The 22,597-nt window shown below is 52.5% G+C and carries 21 protein-coding genes; 16 read left to right on the top strand and 5 right to left on the bottom strand.

The window, feature by feature from the left end:
- The first annotated feature begins 209 nt into the window (after positions 1-209).
- The 15 genes from rph (at position 210) to PRIO_RS27110 (ending at position 17,975) form a co-directional block, all read left to right on the top strand.
- Entirely contained in the window at positions 210-968 is a 759-nt protein-coding gene (gene rph / locus PRIO_RS27180; protein WP_020426432.1) for a ribonuclease PH, read from the top strand.
- 1 nt (position 969) lies between these two features.
- Positions 970-1,614: an XTP/dITP diphosphatase gene (locus PRIO_RS27175; RefSeq protein WP_046505568.1), complete on the top strand. Its 645-nt coding sequence runs from the start codon at positions 970-972 to the stop codon at positions 1,612-1,614.
- Between the two features lie 453 nt (positions 1,615-2,067).
- Entirely contained in the window at positions 2,068-3,996 is a 1,929-nt protein-coding gene (locus tag PRIO_RS27170) for a glycosyl hydrolase family 18 protein (protein WP_046505565.1), read from the top strand.
- 142 nt (positions 3,997-4,138) lie between these two features.
- On the top strand, positions 4,139-6,592 hold the full coding sequence (locus PRIO_RS27165) for a glycosyl hydrolase family 18 protein (RefSeq protein WP_052741526.1): 2,454 nt from the start codon (positions 4,139-4,141) through the stop codon (positions 6,590-6,592).
- A 391-nt stretch (positions 6,593-6,983) separates the two neighbouring features.
- Positions 6,984-8,312, top strand: coding sequence for an ABC transporter substrate-binding protein (locus PRIO_RS27160; protein WP_020426282.1), 1,329 nt, complete (start codon positions 6,984-6,986; stop codon positions 8,310-8,312).
- A gap of 69 nt (positions 8,313-8,381) precedes the next feature.
- The gene (locus tag PRIO_RS27155) at positions 8,382-9,263 is read left to right on the top strand and encodes a carbohydrate ABC transporter permease (RefSeq protein WP_020426283.1); all 882 of its coding nucleotides are present in this window, start codon (positions 8,382-8,384) and stop codon (positions 9,261-9,263) included.
- A complete protein-coding gene (locus PRIO_RS27150; RefSeq protein WP_020426284.1) occupies positions 9,260-10,108 on the top strand; it encodes a carbohydrate ABC transporter permease in 849 nt (282 codons plus the stop codon). The genes PRIO_RS27155 and PRIO_RS27150 overlap by 4 nt, the downstream gene beginning before the upstream one ends.
- Before the next feature lie 35 nt (positions 10,109-10,143).
- Positions 10,144-11,679 (top strand): DUF4127 family protein, encoded by a 1,536-nt coding sequence (locus PRIO_RS27145; protein WP_020426285.1) that lies wholly within the window; start codon positions 10,144-10,146, stop codon positions 11,677-11,679.
- A gap of 45 nt (positions 11,680-11,724) precedes the next feature.
- The gene (locus PRIO_RS27140; RefSeq protein ID WP_407944507.1) at positions 11,725-12,426 is read left to right on the top strand and encodes an N-acetylmannosamine-6-phosphate 2-epimerase; all 702 of its coding nucleotides are present in this window, start codon (positions 11,725-11,727) and stop codon (positions 12,424-12,426) included.
- On the top strand, positions 12,404-13,231 hold the full coding sequence (locus tag PRIO_RS27135) for a MurR/RpiR family transcriptional regulator (protein ID WP_020426287.1): 828 nt from the start codon (positions 12,404-12,406) through the stop codon (positions 13,229-13,231). Before PRIO_RS27140 ends, PRIO_RS27135 begins: the two co-directional genes overlap by 23 nt.
- A 31-nt stretch (positions 13,232-13,262) precedes the next feature.
- Positions 13,263-14,195, top strand: a complete 933-nt coding sequence (locus tag PRIO_RS27130; protein WP_020426288.1) for an ROK family protein — start codon at positions 13,263-13,265, stop codon at positions 14,193-14,195.
- On the top strand, positions 14,192-15,781 hold the full coding sequence (locus tag PRIO_RS27125; protein WP_020426289.1) for an FAD-dependent oxidoreductase: 1,590 nt from the start codon (positions 14,192-14,194) through the stop codon (positions 15,779-15,781). The genes PRIO_RS27130 and PRIO_RS27125 overlap by 4 nt, the downstream gene beginning before the upstream one ends.
- Positions 15,782-15,977: 196 nt before the next feature.
- Positions 15,978-16,400, top strand: a complete 423-nt coding sequence (locus PRIO_RS27120; protein WP_231869763.1) for an NfeD family protein — start codon at positions 15,978-15,980, stop codon at positions 16,398-16,400.
- Positions 16,400-17,335 (top strand): SPFH domain-containing protein, encoded by a 936-nt coding sequence (locus tag PRIO_RS27115; RefSeq protein WP_020426291.1) that lies wholly within the window; start codon positions 16,400-16,402, stop codon positions 17,333-17,335. The genes PRIO_RS27120 and PRIO_RS27115 overlap by 1 nt, the downstream gene beginning before the upstream one ends.
- Before the next feature lie 181 nt (positions 17,336-17,516).
- A complete protein-coding gene (locus PRIO_RS27110; protein WP_020426292.1) occupies positions 17,517-17,975 on the top strand; it encodes a cupin domain-containing protein in 459 nt (152 codons plus the stop codon).
- A 140-nt stretch (positions 17,976-18,115) separates the two neighbouring features.
- Here PRIO_RS27110 and PRIO_RS27105 read toward each other — a convergent pair whose 3' ends face one another.
- From PRIO_RS27105 to PRIO_RS27085, 5 genes are read right to left on the bottom strand one after another with little or no spacing between them, the layout of a single operon-like run.
- Complete coding sequence (locus tag PRIO_RS27105) at positions 18,116-18,757, bottom strand: hypothetical protein (protein ID WP_141639045.1); 642 nt, start codon at positions 18,755-18,757, stop codon at positions 18,116-18,118.
- Positions 18,687-19,943 (bottom strand): ABC transporter permease, encoded by a 1,257-nt coding sequence (locus PRIO_RS27100; protein ID WP_020426294.1) that lies wholly within the window; start codon positions 19,941-19,943, stop codon positions 18,687-18,689. The genes PRIO_RS27105 and PRIO_RS27100 overlap by 71 nt, the downstream gene beginning before the upstream one ends.
- A complete protein-coding gene (locus PRIO_RS27095; protein ID WP_020426295.1) occupies positions 19,940-20,659 on the bottom strand; it encodes an ABC transporter ATP-binding protein in 720 nt (239 codons plus the stop codon). The genes PRIO_RS27100 and PRIO_RS27095 overlap by 4 nt, the downstream gene beginning before the upstream one ends.
- 13 nt (positions 20,660-20,672) lie before the next feature.
- Positions 20,673-20,939, bottom strand: a complete 267-nt coding sequence (locus PRIO_RS27090) for a hypothetical protein (RefSeq protein ID WP_020426296.1) — start codon at positions 20,937-20,939, stop codon at positions 20,673-20,675.
- Positions 20,929-21,477, bottom strand: coding sequence for an RNA polymerase sigma factor (locus tag PRIO_RS27085; RefSeq protein ID WP_046505563.1), 549 nt, complete (start codon positions 21,475-21,477; stop codon positions 20,929-20,931). Before PRIO_RS27085 ends, PRIO_RS27090 begins: the two co-directional genes overlap by 11 nt.
- Before the next feature lie 233 nt (positions 21,478-21,710).
- Between PRIO_RS27085 and PRIO_RS27080 the strand changes: the two genes are divergently transcribed.
- The gene (locus tag PRIO_RS27080) at positions 21,711-22,547 is read left to right on the top strand and encodes an aldo/keto reductase (RefSeq protein ID WP_039785650.1); all 837 of its coding nucleotides are present in this window, start codon (positions 21,711-21,713) and stop codon (positions 22,545-22,547) included.
- Positions 22,548-22,597: the final 50 nt, after the last annotated feature.

The following is a 22,597-nucleotide window of genomic DNA, read 5'->3' as shown; positions in this document are numbered from 1 at the left end:
ACTAAGCTATCGTGCAGGCTCTTCCAAATCTTATAGCTGAACTTAAATGGTGATGCCGTCCTGAGCAGTCGAGGACGGCATCCCTTTCTGCTTAGAATATAAGAGGGCGAAATGTTGATGCAGGGGCTTTATTACCCGTAAACATACGTGCACAAGGCCAGGCGGAATTCACAACAAACTTAGAGCTAAAGATGTAGGAGGCAGAAAAGATGAGATCAAACGGGCGCCATGCAGATCAGCTTAGGCCGCTGACAATAACTACCCAAACCAATAAATATGCTGAAGGTTCTGTAATCATTGAGATGGGGGACACCAAGGTTGTTTGTACGGCAACTGTGGATGAGAAGGTTCCTCCGTTCCTGAAAGGACAGGGCAAAGGCTGGGTCACAGCTGAGTACTCCATGCTTCCCCGTGCCACACAGACGCGCAACCAGCGGGAAGCGGCACGCGGCAAGCTGACCGGACGCACGATGGAAATACAGCGGCTGATCGGCCGGGCGCTGCGTTCCGTAGTGAACCTGCATGCTCTCGGCGAGCGCAGCATTACGCTGGACTGCGATGTCATTCAGGCAGACGGCGGGACCCGGACGGCTTCGATTACGGGCGCTTTTGTAGCCATGGCTTTTGCGGTTAACAAAATTGCGCTGCAGCATAAGCTGAGCGTGTTTCCGATTACAGATTATCTGGCGGCGATCAGCGTGGGGGTTGTCGGCGATGAGACACTGCTCGATCTGAACTATGAAGAGGATTCCAAGGCGAAGGTCGATATGAATGTGGTGATGACCGGCGGCGGGGCTTTTGTAGAGGTCCAGGGCACCGGCGAAGAGCGTCCGTTCACCCGTCAGGAGCTGGATCAGCTGCTGGGCCTGGGCGAGAAGGGGATTTATGAGCTGATCGCTGTGCAGAAGGAAGTGCTGGGAGCCATCGCGCTCAAAATTCCTGCAGGCCAAACCGGCCAAGAGGTGTAGTATGGAGTCCGGCAGCGGTGTTCTGATTGTAGCGACGAAGAATAAAGGCAAGGTGCGCGAGTTCCAGCATGCGTTTGCACCGCTTGGCCTGACCGTTAAAAGCATGTTCGATTATCCCGGTCTGCCCGATGTGGTGGAGGATGGAACGACTTTTGCCGAGAATGCGCTGAAAAAGTCAAAAACGGTCGGGGACGCTCTCGGCTTCCCCGTTCTGGCGGATGACTCCGGTCTCTGTGTCGATGCCCTGGATGGAAAACCGGGGGTCTACTCGGCCCGTTATGCGGGTGAGGGCGCGGACGATATGGAGAATAATCTGAAGCTGCTGAACGAGCTGGAGAAGCTGAAGCAGGGGGAAGACACCGGCCAGCCGCTGCTAAGTACAGCCCGCTTTGTCTGTGCTTTATCTTTGTACGACCCAGTGACGGGCACAGAATTGACGGCTGAGGGAACCGTGGAAGGCTGGATCACCTCCGAGCAGGCGGGGGCAGGCGGCTTCGGCTATGATCCCCTCTTTTACCTGGCAGAGTATGAAAAAACCATGGCCGAGCTGACGCTGGAAGAGAAGCAGGCGATCAGCCACCGGGGCAAGGCGCTTATGCTCTTAACCGGGAAGCTTGCGGCGCAGCAGAATCAGCAGAATCAGTAAAAGCAACCTTGACTTAAAATGAATGAAGGCTATGCTGCCCAAGTGAGGGACAGTGTAGCCTTTTTTTGGTACATAATTTGGAAATTAGATGATATTATCCCCCGACTATGGAAATTTCTCCCTAGATTAATCAGGTGCTTTATATGACAATAAGATTGCCTTCATCCTTCTTTCGTTATGAATTCTCCCACTCCATGCACACCATCCCCCCAACCGTTATGCAGGTATAAGCAGGTGCCCGGACAACATTACCGAGATTGCAACCCGTGAACAGCAATACCAGTAAGGGCACAGATTATTTTTCGTGCGCTTTTTTGTGTGCTTAATCTACCATCCTGATCTCGTGAATCTGATAGAGACACTGGATGAAGGTGAATCCGAACCAGGAGGTGACTTTGGGGAGCTTTGCCTGTAAAGCAGTACTGTAAGCTATGCATTGAACCGAGGAGGTAAATGAAAATGAAGTCGAAAAACAGCAGATTTCGAAAAACCTTTGCGCTTGGCATGGCCGTTGCTCTTGTAATCGCACTCTTTTCAACGATAGGCACCAGTGTCAAAACTGCAAATGCGGCTGCGGGTTACAAGCTCGTCGGTTATTATGCTTCCTGGGCGGCCTACGGGCGGTCCTACAACGTAACGGATATCGATCCCGGTAAAATGAATGTGATCAACTACGCGTTTGCCGATATATGCTGGAACGGGGTTCACGGCAATCCTGACCCGACCGGACCGAATCCGGTCACCTGGACCTGCCAAAATGAGCAAGGCCAAACGATCAGCGTTCCGAATGGAACGGTTGTGCTGGGTGATCCCTGGATTGATGCCCAGAAAAGCTTTGGGGATGACAAGTGGGATGATCCGATTAAAGGCAACCTGAAGCAGCTCTGGAAACTGAAAGAAAAGAACCCGAATCTCAAAACGGTGATATCCATTGGCGGCTGGACCTGGTCAAACCGTTTCTCGGATGTTGCCGCTACAGCAGCGACCCGTGAAGTATTCGCGAATTCCGCAGTCGATTTCATCCGCAAATATCATATGGATGGTGTCGATCTGGACTGGGAATACCCGGTCAGCGGAGGGCTGGCAGGAAACAGCTACCGTCCGGAGGATAAGCAGAATTATGTGCTGCTGCTGCAGAAAATCCGTGAAAAGCTGAATGCCGCCGGAACCGCTGACGGCAAAACCTATCTGCTGACCATTGCCTCCGGAGCAAGCCCTGCCTACGTTCAGAATAACAATCTCAGCGGGATTGCGGCCATTGTTGACTGGATCAACATTATGACCTATGACTTCAATGGCAGCTGGAACACGACTACCGGACACAATTCTCCGCTCTACTATGACCCGGCGGCAGCCTCGTCAGGTCTGACCGATCCGGAGAATTTCAATATCGACAAGGCTGTCACAAGCTATCTGGCAAACGGGGTCCCGGCGAACAAGCTCGTCTTGGGCCTGCCGTTCTATGGGCGCGGCTGGGGCGGTGCGCCGGGTACAGGAAACGGGCAATATCAGGTGTCAGCCGGTATTTCGTCCACAGGCACTTGGGAAAAGGGAAATTATGATTTCTGGGATCTCGAAGCCAACTATATCAACAAAAACGGCTATACGCGCTATTGGAACAACACCGCGAAAGTTCCATATCTCTATAATCCGACTACACAAACATTCATCAGCTATGATGACGCGGAGTCCATCGGCTACAAAACCAGCTACATCAAAACCAAAGGCCTAGCAGGAGCGATGTTCTGGGAGACCAGCGGCGACCGCAACAAAACGCTGCAAACCAAGCTGAACACCGATCTGGGCGGCGGAGTAGTGCCGACCCCTACGCCGACAGCTACAGTGAAACCAACAGCAACGCCAACGGCCACAGTGAAACCGACGGCTACACCGACGCCGACGCCAACGGCTACAGTGAAACCAACCCCAACGCCTACATCTACTGTGACGCCGACGGCAACACCGGGACAATGTTCGGCGGAGGCTTGGAGCGCAACAGCCGTATATACCAAGGGGCAGCAGGCCTCCTATGGAGGTGTGCTGTATGAAGCCCAGTGGTGGACACAGGGGGAACGCCCTGATCTGAGCGGGGCCTTCGGGGCCTGGAAGGCGATCGGCAGCTGCGGCAACACCACGCCAACGCCAACGCCGACGGCTACGGTGAAACCAACATCAACGCCTGTACAGACGGCAACACCCGTGCCAACCGCTACAGTCAATCCGTCTGCCACGCCCGGCGCATCCGCCTGGGCCGCAGGAGTGGCCTATACAGCAGGCGATAAAGTAAGCTACAGCGGCAAAACGTACACCTGCCTGCAATCTCATACCTCGCTGGAGGGCTGGGAACCGGCGGTAACACCGGCCCTATGGCAGCTGAACTAGAACAATAGGGCAGGCATCATACAACGGCGTTCCGGCAGCAACCTCCCTTCCGGGTCTATTTTAACGGTACAGGATTTGCGCAAGCGAACGCCGTTTCTGCACTTTATGGCAATAACATGATCTGAAAGTGGAGGAATGCAAGATGAAACGATTGAAGTCAAGGCGTGTAACATTACCTTCTCTGCTGGCGGTATTGATGGGGCTGACCCTTCTCTTGCCCTTCTATCCAGGGCCAGGAAGCAGCGCTAGGCTGGTAGCAGTCGCGGCCGGAGCTGCTGCTGAGGCACCACCGCCTGCTGCGGACCATCCCCGCAAGATTGTTGCCTATTTCCCTGAATGGGGGGATCAGGAGAACAAAGGCTTTTATACGGTGAGTAAAATTCCTTGGAGCAAAATCACACACATTAACTATGCTTTTGCCAAAGTGAATGCCCAGAACAAAATTGACTTCATGGACCGTACAGCGGCGATTGAAAAAGACTATTCCGGCCAGCTTACCGATGTGCCGTTCAAAGGGCATTTTAATCAGCTGATCAAATACAAACGGCTCTACCCGGATGTGCGCACCCTGATTTCCGTCGGCGGCTGGGCCGCCTCAGGCGGTTTTTACAATATGGCGAATTCGGCGGCAGGCCGGGAGACCTTTGCCAACAGCGTGGTGGATTTTCTGCGCACATATCAGTTCAACGGGGTAGATATTGACTGGGAATATCCGTCCGGCACCGCACTTTCCGGCAACCCGATAGACTCCTCCATGGCCGAGCCTTTGCGTGCGGTCAATTATGACAACTATGTGCTTCTGATGAAAAAGCTGCGTGAAAAGCTGGATCTCGCGGGTGCGCAGGATAACCAGAAATATGACCTGACTATCGCTGCGACGGCTTCTTCGTGGGTTCTCGGCGGGATGAAGCTTGGTGAAGCGAATTCCTATTTGGATTGGGCAAATCTCATGACCTATGATTTCCACGGCGCGTGGAACGGCTATGTGGGGCCGCAATCCGCCCTCTACCCGGATTCCCGCGACACGGAAACGGCTGCACTGGGTACGCCGGTGCTGAACACGGACTGGGCAGTCCGGTACTATCTCGGTACACTTCCGCCTGAAAAAATCGTCATTGGGGTTCCTTACTACTCGCGGGGCTGGAAAAATGTCAGTGGCGGAATTAATAACACGGGCCTCTATGGTACTGCTCCGACTACGGGCGGGGGAGCAGACGGAATTTACGGCATCTGGAATGATCCTGCTCCGGAGAAGCCTTCCGGGGCTAACCCCGTCTGGCATATCCTGAATCTGCTGAAAGATCCGGCCAATCAGCGGTTTTTTGACCCTGTAACCAAAACACCGTATCTGTACAACGCAGACAAGAAGGTGTTCCTGACTTATGAGGATAAGGAATCGCTGGGCTACAAGCTGAACTATATAAAGGAAAAAGGCCTCGGCGGGATGATGCTCTGGGAGCTGACGGGAGACTATTCCCAGCAGGCGGACGGCACATACACATACGGCAGCTCGCTGACCGACTATGCCTACGAACAGTTGAAAACGGCTGGGCAACCGGGCGGCCCCGTCAAGCCGGTATTGCCTTCACCCAAAAATTTCAGCATTTCCTTCGGCGGCACCTACGATCACCCGAACTACACCTATTCGCTGAAAATAACCAACAATACTGGAGCGGAGATTCCCGGGGGCTGGAAGCTTGAATTTGATCTGCCGACCACAACTGCGCTGACCTCAGCCTGGGGAGCGGGAGCTGTGGAGCAAATCTCGACAGCCTGGGATTTCAACCGCTACCGGCTGACCGGAACGGCGTCGCAAGCCATAGCAAATGGTGCGACACTTGAGCTGCAGGGCATGATGAAGCTGAATTTCTCCGGCGGTCCGCAGCGTTTTATCCTGAACGGCAGCTCGTCGCAGAAGGAATACGACAAGCTGTATGGAGGTGTGACCCCAACCCCGACACCGTCAGCCACGGCAACGGCTACCGCGAAGCCGACACCAACGCCAACAGCCACAGTGAAACCGACGGCTACACCGACACCAACGCCAACAGCTACAGTGAAACCAACAGCAACGCCAACGGCCACAGTGAAACCAACGGCTACACCGACGCCGACGCCAACGGCTACAGTGAAACCAACCCCAACGCCTACATCTACTGTAACGCCGACGGCAACACCGGGACAATGTTCGGCAGAGGCTTGGAGCGCAACAGCCGTATATACCAAGGGCCAGCAGGCCTCCTATGAAGGTGTGCTGTATGAAGCCCAGTGGTGGACACAGGGGGAACGCCCTGACCTGAGCGGGGCCTTCGGGGCCTGGAAGGCGATCGGCAGCTGCGGCAATACCACGCCAACGCCAACGCCGACGGCTACGGTGAAACCAACATCAACGCCTGTACAGACGGCAACACCCGTGCCAACCGCTACAGTCAATCCGTCGGCCACGCCCGGCGCATCCGCCTGGGCCGCAGGAGTGGCCTATACAACAGGCGATAAAGTAAGCTACAGCGGCAAAACGTACATCTGTCTGCAATCGCATACTTCGCTGGAGGGTTGGGAACCGGCGGTAACACCGGCCCTATGGCAGCTGGACTAAAAGCGGGTACCGCATTAGTTCTAAATCTGTGAATAAGGTCAGACCCTCTGTGGTTCGGTGAAGCTCCTCAGTCCGTCACATAACCAGACTCCCCCGATCAAGATATAATCAATTTGGGAGGGGTACACCTTTTTAAGCCGCATTTATTGTAATCATGGGTTGCCGTACAGATTCAGATTGTTTGACACAAGCTTGCAGGGAAGGCATCGCTTTTCTCTGCAAGCTTTTTTGCGGACAAAATGGAGAAAAATTTCTTTTTTTATTTTATTTTAGAAAAAAATATTCATTTTTATGGCAAAGCCTGCTATACTCCTAAGAAAGAGAGGGTTAAGTTAGGGAATCTGACATTGGCATAACTCTCGTCTTACACCACTATTAAGGGGGATTTTGTGTGAGGACAAACAGACCGTTCTTTATTCTGTCGCTGTTCGTTGTATTGGCGTTGTCGATGCTGCTTGCCGGGTGTGGAGAAAATGGGAATCCGGCTGCTCCGGCCAACACTGCAAATGCCACCGGTGCACCTGCTGAACAGACGGATAGTCCCCAAGCGGAACCTGTTACGCTGGAATTTTGGACGATTGCCCTGCAGCCTACCTTTAATGATTATTTCAATGATCTGATCGCGAAATACGAGGAAAGCCACCCTGGTGTAACGGTTGAATGGAAGGACTATCCCTACGATGCCATCTCACAAAGGCTGCTGACAAGTACAGCCAGCGGCAAAAGTCCCGATGTAGTAAATCTCAATACAGAATTTGCCAGCCAATTGGGGAGCAAGGGTGCTTTACTGAATTTGACGGAATATCTAACGGATGAAGAGAGGAATTCTTACTTTGAAGGGATTTATAACTCTACTGTTATTGACGGCAAAGCTTATTCTCTTCCATGGTATACAGGTACGGAAGTCTTATTCATGAATAAAAAGCTCGTGGAGAAGGCAGGCCTGGATCCGGCCAATCCGCCGAAAACCCGGGAAGAGCTGATCGAGTGGGCCCGTCAGATTCATAAGCAGACCGGTGCGGCCGGTTATGCGCAGCAGCTTGTATCCAAGCTGTTCCCGATAGATGGAATCTCCATTCTGAATGAGGACAAAACGGCAGCGGCCTTCAATACGCCTGAAGCTGAGGCAATGATCTCCCAAATGCGCGATTTGATGAAAGAAGGCGTGGTTCTGAAGGAGGATGCGGATTTCAAAAAGCAGATCCAGTATTTTTCCGGTCAACAGGTAGCTTTCCAGCTGTCAGGACCAACGTTTATCAATTTTATCAAAACCTCGGCGCCGGATGTGTATGCAAATACGATTGCGGTTCAGCTTCCAACAGGCAAAGCCAACCTGCGCCTCTCCAATTCCATGGACCTGGTTGTGCCGCAAAAGTCGAAAAATCCGGAGCAGGCGGTGGAATTCGCCGCGTTCGTGACCAATGCGGATAATCAGACTGCCTTCTCCAAGGTTGCCAACACACTGCCGTCCTCTAAAGCATCGATCCAAGATCCTTTCTTCACGGAATCCGACGGCACTCTTGAAGCTGAGGCGAAGGTTGTTTCTTCGCAAAGCCTGGATAAAGCTACCGATTATATGGTCGGAGTTCCAAACGCATCCGATATCAACTCCGCCATTGCCCGCGGATTCCAGGAAATATTGCTAAACGGGGCGGACATCAAGCAGACACTGGATGCCGTGGAGAAGGAAGTGAACAGAATCATAAGCCAGGGTTCATAATCCGGTTGCGATTCGGGGAGGCGCTGCTCCTCCCCTCTTTTAGAAAAGAGCGGAAGGGAGGAAGATTGAATGAAGAGCTGGTTTCGTTCCGAGTCTTTCAGCGCTTGGGCGTTTATGACGCCGGGTCTTTTGTTTCTCGCTGCTTTTACATTCTGGCCGATCATTTACGGAATTCCGCTTTCATTAACCGATTATTCGGTCATTACCGAAACGCACTATGTGGGTTTTGAGAATTTCACCAGAGCCTTTCAGGATCACAATTTTATCATTTCGTTATGGAATTCGCTGGTGTATGTCTTGATTGTTCCGGTTATTCAGGTGATTTCCATCCTCATGGCTATCCTTGTAAACAGCCGCATTCCGGGCGTGAAGATGTTCCGGACAGCTTATTACATTCCGGTCGTGACTTCGATGGTGGCGGTGGCCCTGATTTGGAGCTGGCTGCTGGGCAATAACGGGGTGGTTAATTATCTGCTTATACAGGCGGGAATCATCAGCGGACAGGTATCATGGCTGTCAACCAGCACCACTGCCCTGTATGTTCTGATGTTTATCACCATGTGGAAAGGCCTCGGTTATTATATGATGCTCTACCTGGCAGGTCTTCAGGGTGTTCCCTCTGATCTGTATGAAGCGGCCAGAGTGGACGGGGCGAACTTCCTGAAGCTTATCATTCATGTCACTATTCCCCTGCTGAGACCCCATATCCTGTTCTGTACACTGATCTCGGTTATGGGGGCAATCCGGGTATTTGATGAGGTGTACATTCTGACAAAGGGCGGACCGGGAACCTCCACTCTTACCTCAAGCGTGTATATTTTTCAAAAGGGGCTGGAACAGTTCAACTTCGGATATGCGTCGGCCCTTGGCCTGATAGTCAGTGTTCTTGTAGGGGCGCTAAGCGTTCTGGTATTCCGGCTCAATCGGAAAGGCGGGGTGAACTCATATTGAACCCAACCAGCAGATCAACCAAACAGCTGATCACAGGAATCCGCTATACGATCATCTACATTCTGTTAATTCTGTTAGCCCTGTTCATGATGGGACCTTTTCTCTGGCTGCTAAGCGTATCGCTGATGCCCGGCAGGAATGTGTTCTCAAGCCCGCCGGCCATCCTGCCGACGTTCATCGACTTTGACAACTACGTGCAGGTCTGGAAGTTCATGTCCTTCCCGCGGTATATCTCGAACACAGTCATTATTACGGCGCTTGGGGTAGTATTTAATATATTGCTGTCCAGCCTGACGGCATATCCGCTGGCTGTTTTTCACTTCAAAGGCCGGAATATCGTCTTCTCACTGCTGATAGCCACTATGATTATTCCGTCCTCGACAGCGATGATCGTGCATTATTTGACCATCCAGGCCTTTCAGCTGGGAAATTCATTTCTGGGCGTGGTGCTTCCGGCCGCCGTCTCGGTATTCAATATCTTTCTGATGCGCCAGACCTTTCTGGGGGTTCCGTCCGATATCCGCGATTCGGGGAAAATGGATGGCGCTTCAGAGCTGCGCATCTTCTGGCAGCTCGTCCTGCCGCTCGTCAAGCCGGGGATTGCCGTGATTGGGCTGCTTGAGGTTATGGCGTTCTGGAATAACTTCCTGTGGCCGATTGTTGTACTTGAAGACCCGGGAAAATATCCGCTGGCTGCAGCGCTCACGTACCTGAACGGCCAGTTCTCCTATAACTTTGGCTGGATTGCCGCGGGAACTATGATATCGGTTACGCCAATTATTGTCGTTTTTCTGTTCACACAGAGATATTATATGGAAGGAATCGCAGGCGCCATCAAAGGTTAGATGGCGCATACTGATTGAGAGGATGGCGGGTATTCATGTCGAAGTCATACACAATCGCTTTTGTGCCGCTGGATGAGCGGCCCTGCAATTACGGGTTTCCCCCTCTTTTGGCCAGGGGAACAGAATTTGAGGTGCTGCGTCCCCCGATGCAGCTGATGGGACTGAAAAAACGTCCCGGAGATGTAGACGGGTTGTGGACATGGTTCGAGGAAGCCTGCTGTCAGGCGGATGGAGCAGTGGTTGCTTTGGATACGCTGCTATATGGAGGGATTATTCCTTCCAGATTGCACAGCTTGAAGCTGGAGGAGCTGGCTGCAAGGCTGGATAAGCTGCGCGCCCTCAAACGCAGGCACCCGAAGCTGGTCATTTATGCCTTTCAGCTCATTATGCGCTGCCCGCAGTATTCACTTTCGGACGAAGAACCGGATTACTATGCCGACTGGGGACGGGAAATTTTTCGCAAAGGCTTCATCAGCCACCGCAAGGAGCTGGGAGCGGCATCAGACGAGGAACTTCAGGAGCTTGCAGAAATTGAAGACCGCCTGCCCCGGGAAATACTGGATGATTATCTGGGCCGGCGGAGCATCAATATCGAAGCGAACAAGCTGGTGCTGGAGCTGGTGAAGGAAGGCATTATCGGGTTCATGATCTTTCCGCAGGATGACTCGGCTCCCTTTGGACATACGGCCAAAGACCAGCAGAAGGTACGTTCACGGATTACTGAGCTTGACCTGGAGCTTAGAGCTTATATGTACCCTGGCGCCGATGAGGTGGGATGCACCCTGCTGGCACGGATGATCAATAAGGCCACAGGAACAGTGCCGCTTATTTATCCGCGGCTGTCATCGGTACAGGGGGCGTTTGTCACCCCGCTGTTCGAGGACCGTTTTTTCTATGAGACGCTGAAGTACCAGATTACAGCCGCGGGCGGCCTGATTGCCTCCAGTGCCGGGGAGGCCGATCTTGTGCTTCTGGTCAATACGCCGGGTGAGACAATGATCGAAGCGGCCTCGCAGCAGGGCTCCTTTTTCAGCTATGATGTGTACCGGAACCTGATGGAAATTGTGGAATACGGGAATTATATCTTGAACCATAAGGGAAAGCCGGTCGCCGTAGCCGATGTCGGATACGCCAATGGCGGGGACCAGAAGCTGGTGAAGATGCTGCGGGAGAAAAATATTTTGTTTAAGCTGGCCGGTTATGCGGGCTGGAATACAAGCTCCAACACGCTCGGTACAGTCATTTCTCAAGCAATGATATACCTGCATTACGGACGTACACAGGAGCATTTGGATTTTCTCGGCCTCCGTTATGCCGAAGATGTCTGCTACTGCTCGGTTGTCCGGGGCGAACTCAGCGATGGTCCGATCCAGGATATGGGTTTCGGCAAATATCTGCTCGACGGGCAGCGCGGGAGCGTAGCGTCCATGGTTGAACAACGGCTGCGTCAGGAGTTGGCTGTTAGAATTGACGGCCCGGAGGGAAGGGTAGAGATTACAGACTGCTACATGCCGTGGAACCGGATGTTTGAGGTGGGATTGTCCGTCCGTTTTGTGCCTTCTGGAGAATAGAAGGAAAAGTAGACTACAAGAGAGAGGGTGGGGACCCTGAATACGATAATACAGAAGTTGCATCACGGACTGATCGTATCCTGTCAGGCACTTCCGGGTGAACCGCTGTATGGTGCCGAAATGATGGCACGTATGGCAGCCGCTGCTGAGGAAGGGGGCGCGGTTGGCATCCGGGCTAACGGTGCCGCGGATGTCCGCGCCATCAAGAGCGCGGTTTCACTGCCTGTTATCGGCATTGTAAAGAGAGATTATCCGGGTTCGGCGGTGTACATCACCCCGACGCTAAGAGAAATAGAAGAACTGCTTGAGGCAGGAGCCGATATGATTGCGTTGGATGCGACTGGGCAAAAGAGACCGGAGGACTGTACGCTGGAGCAAATGGTTGCTTTTCTGAACCGGAACGGCACAGCTTCAATGGGCGATATTTCGATTCTGGAGGAGGCTATCCATGCAGAAGCCCTGGGGGTCAGCTGCGTCTCAACAACACTCTCGGGCTATACACCATACTCCCTTCAACAGGAGGGCCCTAACTTTGAACTGCTGCAAAAAGCGGTTGAGCGCTTATCGATCCCTGTTATGGCTGAAGGCAGGATGATTGAGCCGGACCAGGTCCGGAAGGCCATGGATTTGGGTGCGTATGCAGCAGTGGTGGGTTCAGCCATAACAAGACCCCAGTTGATTACAGGGCGGTTTGCGGCAGCAATAAGAAGGGTGGAAATGAACAATGGAAATGACAGACCGGATTAATACGTATTATCCCTCCATGACCAAATCGGAGCAAAAGGTGGCCAAATGTGTTCTTGAGCACCCGGATAACCTGATCTACCTTTCTGTAACAGAGCTCGCGGACTTTGCCGGTACAGGCGAGACGACGGTTATGCGTTTCTGCCGCAAAATCGGATTCAAGGGATACCAGGATTTTAAGCTGATGCTTGCCCAAGGGCTGCCGAAGCAGCAGGCCCCTTCTGGAAGAGATGGCGGAGACGCGGATGATGCGACGCTTCTGTACGAGTCGATGGTCAACATTCTCCAGTCAAGTCTCGGTATGCTGGACCGTGAACAGCTGGAAGAGGCCATTAATCAAATCGATGCGGCGCACCACATGCAGTTTTTTGGAGTGGGCTCATCAGCCATTACTGCACTGGATGCTAAAAACCGCTTACTGCGGATTGGAAGACGGGTTGAGGCGATTGCGGACAGCCACATCCAATCGATGATGGCTGTAACGATGGGCGAAGGGGATGTCGCCTTCGGCATCAGCGTCTCCGGAAGCACACTGGATACCAATGATATGCTGATGAAAGCAAAGCAGAACGGGGCAAAGGTTATTGCCATGACCAATTATGCCAAGTCTCCCATAGCGTCCATTGCAGATATCGTTCTCCTGACAGCCGGGAAGGAGTCGCCTCTTGAAGGAGGGTCCATGGGCGCGAAAATCTCCCAGCTGTTCATTATTGACCTGATCTGTAAAGGGCTGGAGCGGAGACATGCGGATGAGACGAAAAACATGAAGGAACTGACAGCACGGGCTGTCATTGACCGAATCTATTAAGGGAAGCGATAGCGGTAAAGGAGGGAGAGGGATGAGGCAAGTCATCGGAGTGGATATCGGGGGTACAGCCGTCAAAGGACTGGTCATTGACGAAACTGGAGCTGTGTGGGCAGAAGCCAGGCGCGATACGGACGCCCGGCAGGGCAGGGAAGCAATATTGGGCAAGCTGGAAGCGCTGGTCCGCGAGCTGCTGGAGGTCTGCCCCTTGGTTCAGGCAATCGGCATAGCTTCGGCGGGGAGAGTGAATACGGATACGGGACAGGTGGTGTATGCCACCGATAATCTGCAGGGCTGGCAGGGGCTTCACCTTGCCGAGTGGGCAGCCGATGCCTTCAGGCTCCAGGCTGCCGCCGACAATGATGCCAATGCCGCGCTGCTGGGTGAAGCGTGGCTGGGAGCAGGGCGCGGACATCAGGACCTGGTTATGCTCACGCTGGGCACCGGTGTAGGCGGGGCTTATATGATACACGGTATTCTTGGCCGCGGCATCCATTGGAACGGCGGAGAATTCGGACACAGTGTTCTGGTTCCCGGCGGCCTCCCCTGCAATTGCGGCAAGCAGGGCTGTGTGGAGCAGTATGTCTCGGGTTCCGCCCTGCTGCGGCTCGGGCTGGAGCTGACAGGCCGGACCTATGGACATGGATCGGAGCTGATGGCCGATGCGCGGGCGGGGGATTCGGGCGCATTGCAGGTGCTGGAACGCTTCGCAGCAGATTTGGCGGTTGTGCTTGGCAATATCAGCGTCACATTTGATCCGGCACGCATCATCATTGGCGGAGGGGTTATCCATGAACGGGAAATATGGTGGCCGCTGCTGAAGAACAAGCTGCAGGATGAAGGTCTATCAGAGCTCCTTGCGGCGGCTGAACTCGGGAACCGGGCCGGTTGCTTTGGGGCGGCCAAGCTCGCGCTGGAACGCTTCGGGCAGCTGCCGGCCGGCTCCAGGAAGGAGGACACAGCATGACCTTTGAGCGCAGAAGACAAAGCGATGTGATCATCATCGGCGGCGGGCTTGGCGGAACGGCGGCGGCTCTCGCCGCAGCCAAAGCGGGGATGCGCGTAATTATGACCGAGGAAACCGATTGGCTCGGAGGCCAGCTTACCTCACAGGCGGTTCCGCCGGATGAGCACCGCTGGATCGAGAGCTCCGGCTGCACGGCATCTTACCGGGAGTTCCGCAGCAGGGTGAGAGATTATTACCGGCGGAATTATCCGCTTACGGAATCTGCCAGGAATAATCCGCTGCTCAATCCCGGAAACGGCTGGGTCAGCCGGCTTGCCCATGAGCCGAAGGTTGCGTTAAGCGTTCTGCACGAAATGCTGGCTCCCTATATAAATACGGGGCGGATTAAAGTGCTGTATCATACGGTGCCTGTCCATGCGGAGACGGCGGGAGATGAAGTGACGGAGGTGACGGTCCTGCATAAGGAGAGCGGGGCTGAAATCAAGCTGCATGGCGCATATTACCTGGATGCAACGGAATGCGGGGATTTGCTGCCGCTCGCCGGTGCAGAGCATGTGTGTGGTGCCGAATCACAGAAGGAGACCGGGGAGCCGCATGCGCTGGAACAAGCGGACCCGCTCGATATGCAGTCGATTACGCATGTGGCTGCTGTCGATTATGTGCCGGACGGCGATTTCACGATAGACCGCCCTGAGGATTATGACTATTGGCGGCAGTATGTTCCCTCCTTTTCCCGGTACCCGATCCTCAGCTGGTACGCCTCCGATGCAAGTGACACAACCAAGCTGAAGCAGTTCACCATGTTTCCCAATGAAGAGGGAATTATGTCCCTCTGGGATTACCGGCGGATTGTCGATCCTTCCATCTGGAGCCAGCCGCTGAATGACGGCGAAGTAACCCTGCTGAACTGGGCGCTGAACGATTATTACGCCGGTCCGCTGATCGGGGTATCTCCTGCAGAACGGGAGTCGCATCTGAAAGGGGCCAGACAGCTGACGCTGTCCCTCGTCTACTGGCTTCAGACGGAGGCTCCGCGCCTGGACGGCGGGAAGGGATACCCAGGGGTGAGGCTGCGCGGGGACGTGCTCGGGACAGAGGACGGGCTTGCGAAGTCCCCCTACATCCGTGAAGCAAGAAGAATCCGGGGGCTCTATACCGTTACCGAACAGGATGTAAGCAAAGAGCTGCGCGGCGCGTTAGGCCCTATGCGCTACGAAGACAGTGTCGGTGTCGGCAGCTATCATCTGGATCTTCATCCTACCACAGTGTCCCAGCGCACATTCTACATTCCGAATCACCCGTATGAAATTCCGCTGGGTTCGCTGATCCCTGTACGTATCACGAACCTGCTTCCGGCCTGCAAAAATATTTCGATGACCCAGATTGCGAACGGGTGCTACCGCTTGCACCCGACTGAATGGAACATCGGTGAGGCTGCCGGGCTGCTTGCCTCCTACGCCTGCACGCGGCGTGTCCTGCCCCGCGGGGTGTACGAGTCTGAAGCCCATCTAAAGGCGTATCAGCAGCTTTTAACAGAGCATGGTGTCCAGCTTCATTGGAGTGAAGCCGAACTTGAGATGCAATAGCGGATAGGATGATGAATAAGCTTGCAGCATGAGGCGATGCCTTCTCTGCGAGCTTTTTGTGTGGATTTTTAGCTGAAATATAATGGCTATGCCGTACTGTATCCGGATTTCCAAAAAAACTTATGCAACGTCATGCCGTTTTTTTCGTTATAGTAGTATATAGCGGAAGGTGGTGGGTTCACCGATGGTGGTCTGGGTGTTTTGGTTAATTGCAGCCGGTGTCCTGTTTGTCGTTGAAATGATGACGCTTACGTTTTATCTGCTCTGGTTAAGCATTGGCGCTCTGGCGGCTTGTCTGGTTTCGCTTTTGCTGCCGGATGCGATACTGCTGCAGGTTTTGGCAGGCTCGCTGGTTGCCCTGGTGTTGACGATTTTCTCAAAGCCGCTTGTGGCGAGATTCCGCAGTTCGAGGGGGTTCCAGGATACAGGCACGGATATTGTCGGCAGGCAGGGGTTGGTCGTAGCACCGATTGAGCCGGGACGGTATGGCCAGGTTAAGGTAGGCGGCGATACTTGGAGCGCAACCTCGATAGAGTCGCTGGGCAAGGATGAAGTGGTCAAAGTGGTCGGAAGAAGCTCCACAATTATTGAAGTAGTACGATGGGGGGATATGTACTGATGCAATGGGCTATTATTGGGATAATCGTTTTTGTTGTTGTCGTATTTGTGGCACTGACCGTCAAAATCGTACCGCAGCAGCGGGTAGGGGTTGTAGAGCGTCTTGGTAAATTCCACCGGCTGCTCACACCCGGTCTGAATGTTCTCATTCCGATCATCGACCAGGTGCGCACGTACCATGATTTGCGGATACAGCAGGCTAATGTGCCGCCGCAGACCGTGATTACCAAGGATAATGTGCAGGTGCAGATTGATACGATTATTTTCTATCAGGTAGTGGGACCGGAAGAAGCAACCTACGGCATTTCCGATTATGTATACGGGGTGCGCAACATCTCCACAGCCACCATGCGGCAGATTATCGGTAAGCTGGAGCTGGATGAAACCTTGTCCGGCCGGGAAAAGATTTCCTCGGATATCCGCCTGGCGCTGGATGAGGCGACGGAGAAGTGGGGCGTGCGGATAGAGCGCGTTGAGGTGATCGATATCAAGCCGCCGCTTGATATCCAGGAAGCGATGGATAAGCAGATGAAGGCCGAGCGCAGCAAGCGTGCGATTGTGCTGGAGGCGGAAGCCGCCAAGCAGGATATGATCCTGCGTGCTGAAGGTGACAAGCAGAGTAAGATCCTCAAGGCGGAAGGTGACAAGGAAGCGCGCATCCGGCAGGCGGAAGGCTTGCGGCAGGCACAGGAGCTGGAAGCGCTTGGGCAGGCCAAAGCGATCCAGGCGGTAGCGGAAGCCGAGAAATCGCGGATTGAACTGATCGGCAGTGCAGGGCTGGATGAACGGGTGCTGGCCTATCAATCCTTTGACGCACTGACCGAAATCTCCAAAGGCGCGGCCAACAAGGTGTTCCTGCCTACCAGCGCTGTTGAAACCCTGGGCACGCTGGGCGCCATGGCTGAGGTATTCAAGGCCAGCAAGGAAAGCAAGTAGGCTGGAGATTTTACAATTGCGGCACATTCCGTTAAAGTAAAAGCAAAACGAAGCGTAATGCTTACGAAGCAGTTTTGCCGCGCAAAACTTAAGCAAATGCTGACAACGCAAGTTTTGCGCGCATAACTTAAGCTTATGCTTACGATGCCAGTTTTGCTGCGCAAAACTTTAAGGAGAGAATATGGTGACGCAAAAAGAAATTTCGCCGCTGGTAGAAGCGCTGGGGCTGCAGCCTCACGTGGAAGGCGGCTGGTACAAACGGCTGTGGAACGCTCCCTTTGAAATCCCGCAGGAAACGCTGGGGGAGAGCTATTCCGGGCCAAGAGCCTCGGCCTCTTCCATTTATTTTTTGCTGCATGCGGATGAAGCCTCGGAGTGGCACACGGTGCTCTCCTCCGAAATCTGGCTGTGGCATTCCGGCAGCCCGATTGTTCTGAGCCTTGGGGGCACCGGCGACAAGCCGGAGAACGTGACCGAGGTGATTCTCGGCCTGGATGTTGCTGCCGGCCAGCAGCCGCAGGTTGTGATTCCGCCAGGGGTATGGCAGGCTGCCCGGCCGCTTGGGGAAGAACCGGTGCTGGTCTCCTGCATTGTATCCCCGGAGTTTCATTTCGATGATTTCAAGCTGATCGGGAAATAGACCTTTAAAAAACGGAAAAAACAGCAGAGCAGCGCTACTCACGTTTACTGAGAAGCGCTGCTCTGTGTTTTTGGGTCAGGGGCTGCTTGTTTTTTCTTTGTGGAAATCAGCGGATGAATCCATTTGATGTTCCTCTTACGCTATCTTACCTGCCTCACAATGGCCCTGTAGGCTGTACCGACGGCAAACAAGACTAGAGCCCCGCCCAAGAGCCAATATTTCTCATTCATACTCTCCTTGGACAGCGAAAATAAGTAGAAATTCCCCAGCTTCTCACCCGAAAACATATTCAGGATATAATACACTGTCGGCAGCATGTACCCCGCGACCAGGTTGTCCGACAACGAGTAGGCCAGGAACCCGAGGGAGCCCAAAAACAGGGCAGTGGCAAAGGTGCCAAGGATAAACGGCCCGGCTGCGAACTGGCAATGGTTCAACAGCATTACTCCAATAAAGCTGCTTACGAGGCATAGCAGGACCGTCAGAGCTAACATAAGCCTAATCAGGAGTACCCCTGTAAACGGGGTGTATTTAGACCCGATTAATTCTTTTACAGCATTGTCCTGCTCCGGGAAAAACAAGGGAGTACATAAAATAATTCCTGTAAACGTGAGAAAACGTTCCAATACGAAGCTGGAGGCCCTGCTGTCAAGATATTGTATGCCAAACAGGACGGGGGTTCCCAGGGCAAGCGCCAAGGCCAGCAAAAAATTAACCCAGAGTGTCAGCTTTAATTGGGCTTTTGCGATTTCTGAATATTTGGTGAAAATGGCCATAGACATCCAGCTTCCCCCTTCTCTTAAGCTCATACAGCACAATGGTTATACCTACCAGAAGCAGCGAAAACAGCACATAAAGGCTTCTGTTCAATATGAGGGCGGGTAATCCATCCAGCATGGCCTGCAAATTGTCCAACGTATTGTGGCGGATAGCTAACTGTGTACCGTAGTGTCCACCGTAAATATAGGAGCTGCCTGAGAGTAAATCCGTATAGCTCCAAAATAGCTGCACCGCTATGGCAATGGGGGTATCGGTCAGCGTTGTCAATACAAATGCTACCGCTGTGGTTGTCATCAGCGTGGGGAGCAGCCAGGCCAAAATGTATTTGGCAAAAGCCCATAAATCGACTGTGATATGGTGTCTGCTCCCATACAGAGCCAGCTGAGTCAGCGGAATGAGCGACAATAACAGGACGGGAAGCAGCAGCATCGTTACCAGTGCAAAATACCTCGCCAGAATAAAGCCTGCTGAACTGTATTTGCGGGAATAAAGCAGCTCCTTGACCCCGGCTTTTCGGTCTCTGATTAAGAAGGCCACGGGTACAAAAACAGAAAATAAAGAGATTACGATGCCCATATAATCACAAAATAGTCGGGCGTAGGCACCGGTTACCTGGTCAACTTGAATAAAATTATGGTATTCCGCCAGTTTTTCTTCGTAAGTAACAGGGGTGTTTCCATACTCTTGAAGTCTGCTTTCTTCGTATTTTGATCCTCCTCCCAGCAGGGTATCGAGCTCGGCCATTTTGACTTTAAACGATTCGTAAGTGATCAGAATGGGAAACTTGTCCTGCTTATTCATCAGATCTTCCGGACGTTGTCCTGTGATGTCTTTTACGATCGCAGCCACTTTCTCCTGTTGCTTCTGACTTAACTTCACATTCTTATAGAAGCCGACCGGATAGGTGGTGTATTGATTATTTGCATATTCGCTTAGCAATTGATTTAGGGCTGCCGGCATAACCTGTTCCGGAATTTCTGCTTCCCGGGACCCGTAATTATCAGCATCCGGCGGAGGCTTCATTAGAGGATTTTGGCTGTTGTACCCGGACGGGTTCTGCATTTCAGCGATATCACTTCCTGCAAAATCACTCAGTTGGGTGAAGTAGAACAGGAGCATGACGCCAATAAACACAAAGTAGATCATGCTTTTGGAGGTTTGCCGGCATTCTGTGAGAAATAGCTTCATCGTTGATGTTCTCCCATCTGTTTCATATAAGCTTCTTCCAGACCACGTTCATTTCCGATGAAATGCTGCAGTGCTCCCTGATAAATGATTTGGCCCTTGTCCAGAACAGCAATGTTCTGACAGGTCTTTTCAATGTCCTCTACAATATGGGTAGACAGGATAACGATTCTATTCTCTGCTATTTCACAGAGTAAATCGCGGAACCTTATCCGCTCTTCGGGGTCAAGCCCGGCGGTAGGTTCATCCACAATCAAGATTTGGGGATCATGCAGAATGGCCTGTGCAATGCCTAGCCGGCGTTTCATTCCTCCCGATAATGCTTTTACCTTGAGGTTCAGGCAATCTTCGAGGTTGACCCGTTTTAAGAGAGCGAATATCCGTTCTTTCCTTGCCGCTTTGGGTAACTCTGATAATATTCCCAGATAATTCATGGCCGCGTACACAGTCATACCGGGATAGATGGAGAAATCCTGAGGCAAATATCCGATGAGCTTCCTGACTTCCTTTGATTGTTCAATGGGAATGCCGCATACCGTAACCGATCCGCCTGATTTATGAAGCAGGGTCGCGAGTACCCTCATCAAGGTCGTTTTTCCGGCGCCGTTTCTGCCAAGGAGTCCGAACATGCCGGGTTGAATATGTAGTGAAACATCCCGTAGCGCTTCTCTTTTTCCAAAATTTTTAGATAGATGATCTATGATAATTTCAGGTTTCAAGGTTGTTCCTCCCTTATTTGATGAAGATTTTATATGAGAAGTCGTCCAATATGTAACCAAGCAGCAGATAAGCTCCGCAAATGCACGTTATAAATCCGGGGTTTGAGGGGAGCCAGAGGATTAGCAGCACAAATGTTACAAGCAAAGCGGTGTACATGATGATGTTTTTTTTCAGCAATCTCCGATTCCGTTCTCTTGCTTGTTTTTTTTGCAATTGTTCTGCTTCCGCAAGTTCAATGTTTCTCCACATACCGGCTAAAAAATCCTTTTCACTCCTCATTCACCATCAGCTCCTTATACTGAAGTTTGAATTTTTTGCGTGCTCTGTAGAGCAGGATTTTGATTTGGGGTACTGACTTTTTCATAATGCTGGCAATATCCTTATAACTGAAATCGGCTACAGCATACAGATACAAAGCTGTTTTATAATCGATCTGCAAATCGTCCAGTACCTCATAAATAAGTTTGGTGTTCTCGCGGCTGGCCAGGATTTCTTCGGGTGTAGTGTGGTCGCTGAGCTCAGGGACTGCTTCTGAGCTGAAGGACCGCGAGGCTTGTCTAGATCTTAAGTAATCAATGCAGCTGTTGCGGATAATGGTGAATAAATACGTATTAAAAGCATGGCTGGGCTGATAGGTTTCTCTATGGATATACACTTTTACGAAGCATTCCTGCACAATATCCTCGGCGGTATATAAATCACACACGAAGCTGTTTGCAAATGCGATAGCCTTAAGTCTGTGCTTCAGGACAAGCTCTTCGTACGCCCCTTTATCTCCAGCTTGCACCCGAGCCATAAGTTCATTGTCTTCATACAATCCTCTCCACCTCCTTCAGGCCCTTCTTACACGAAAAATAAAGATACAAGTTACACCTTAAAGCAAAAAAAGCCGGTGCACTGTGATTAACAGACCAGCTAACGCCTGCTTTTATAGAATTTTGGTAAGTTGTCAACGTTTTGCTATACTAAAAGCATTGTTATGTGCTTCTTATGCATCTTTTTCGGTTAAGGAAGAGTGATGAATTTAACCTATGGCTTGGAGGGAAAACGATGAGTCAATTGAACGGACCATTTACTGGAGGACCTACGTTAAACGATGGGGCAACCATGCCTTGGCTGGGGCTTGGCGTGTGGCAGGCGAAGGAAGGCGACGAAGTGATTCATGCTGTGAAGACGGCATTGGAGACAGGCTACCGCAGTATTGATACGGCTGCCGGATACAAGAATGAAGAGGGTGTCGGACAGGCTATCCGTGAATCCGGTGTGCCCCGGGAAGAATTGTTCATTACGACCAAGCTGTGGAACGGGGATCAGGGTTATGAGTCGGCACTGAAGGCTTTTGAGGTCAGCCGCAAGAAGCTTGGACTGGATGTTCTTGATCTGTATCTGATCCATTGGCCGGTGGCCGGCAAGTACCGTGAATCCTGGAAGGCACTGGTGCATCTGCAAAAGGAGGGGCTCGTCAAATCCATTGGCGTGAGCAACTTCCAGCCGCATCATCTGCAGGATATCATCGATGATACCGGAGTGGTGCCAGCCGTGGATCAGGTTGAGTTCCACCCGCTGCTGACCCAGCGCGAGCTGCTGAAGTATGCGAAGGCACATGACATTCAGGTAGAAGCCTGGAGCCCGCTGATGCAGGGCAATCTGGATCTGCCGGTGCTGAAAGAGCTGGCTGGTAAATACGGCAAAACCCCGGCGCAAATCGTGCTCCGCTGGGATCTGCAGCAGGGCGTCATCACGATTCCGAAATCCGTGCACGCCGAACGCATTGTGGAAAATGCCGGATTCTTCGATTTCACGCTCAGCGATGAGGACGTCAAGGTGCTTGAGGATCTGAATCAGAATCACCGCTTCGGCCCGGACCCGGATAATTTCAACTTTTAAGCTGCCGGACGGTATAGACAGCATGCAGAAAGCCAAAGAACAGGTCTCCC

Origin of the sequence: Paenibacillus riograndensis SBR5, from assembly GCF_000981585.1 — a bacterium.
Lineage (GTDB): Bacteria > Bacillota > Bacilli > Paenibacillales > Paenibacillaceae > Paenibacillus_AQ > Paenibacillus_AQ riograndensis.
Note: the sequence above shows the minus strand (reverse complement) of the source record. Positions and strands in the feature narration are given on the sequence as shown.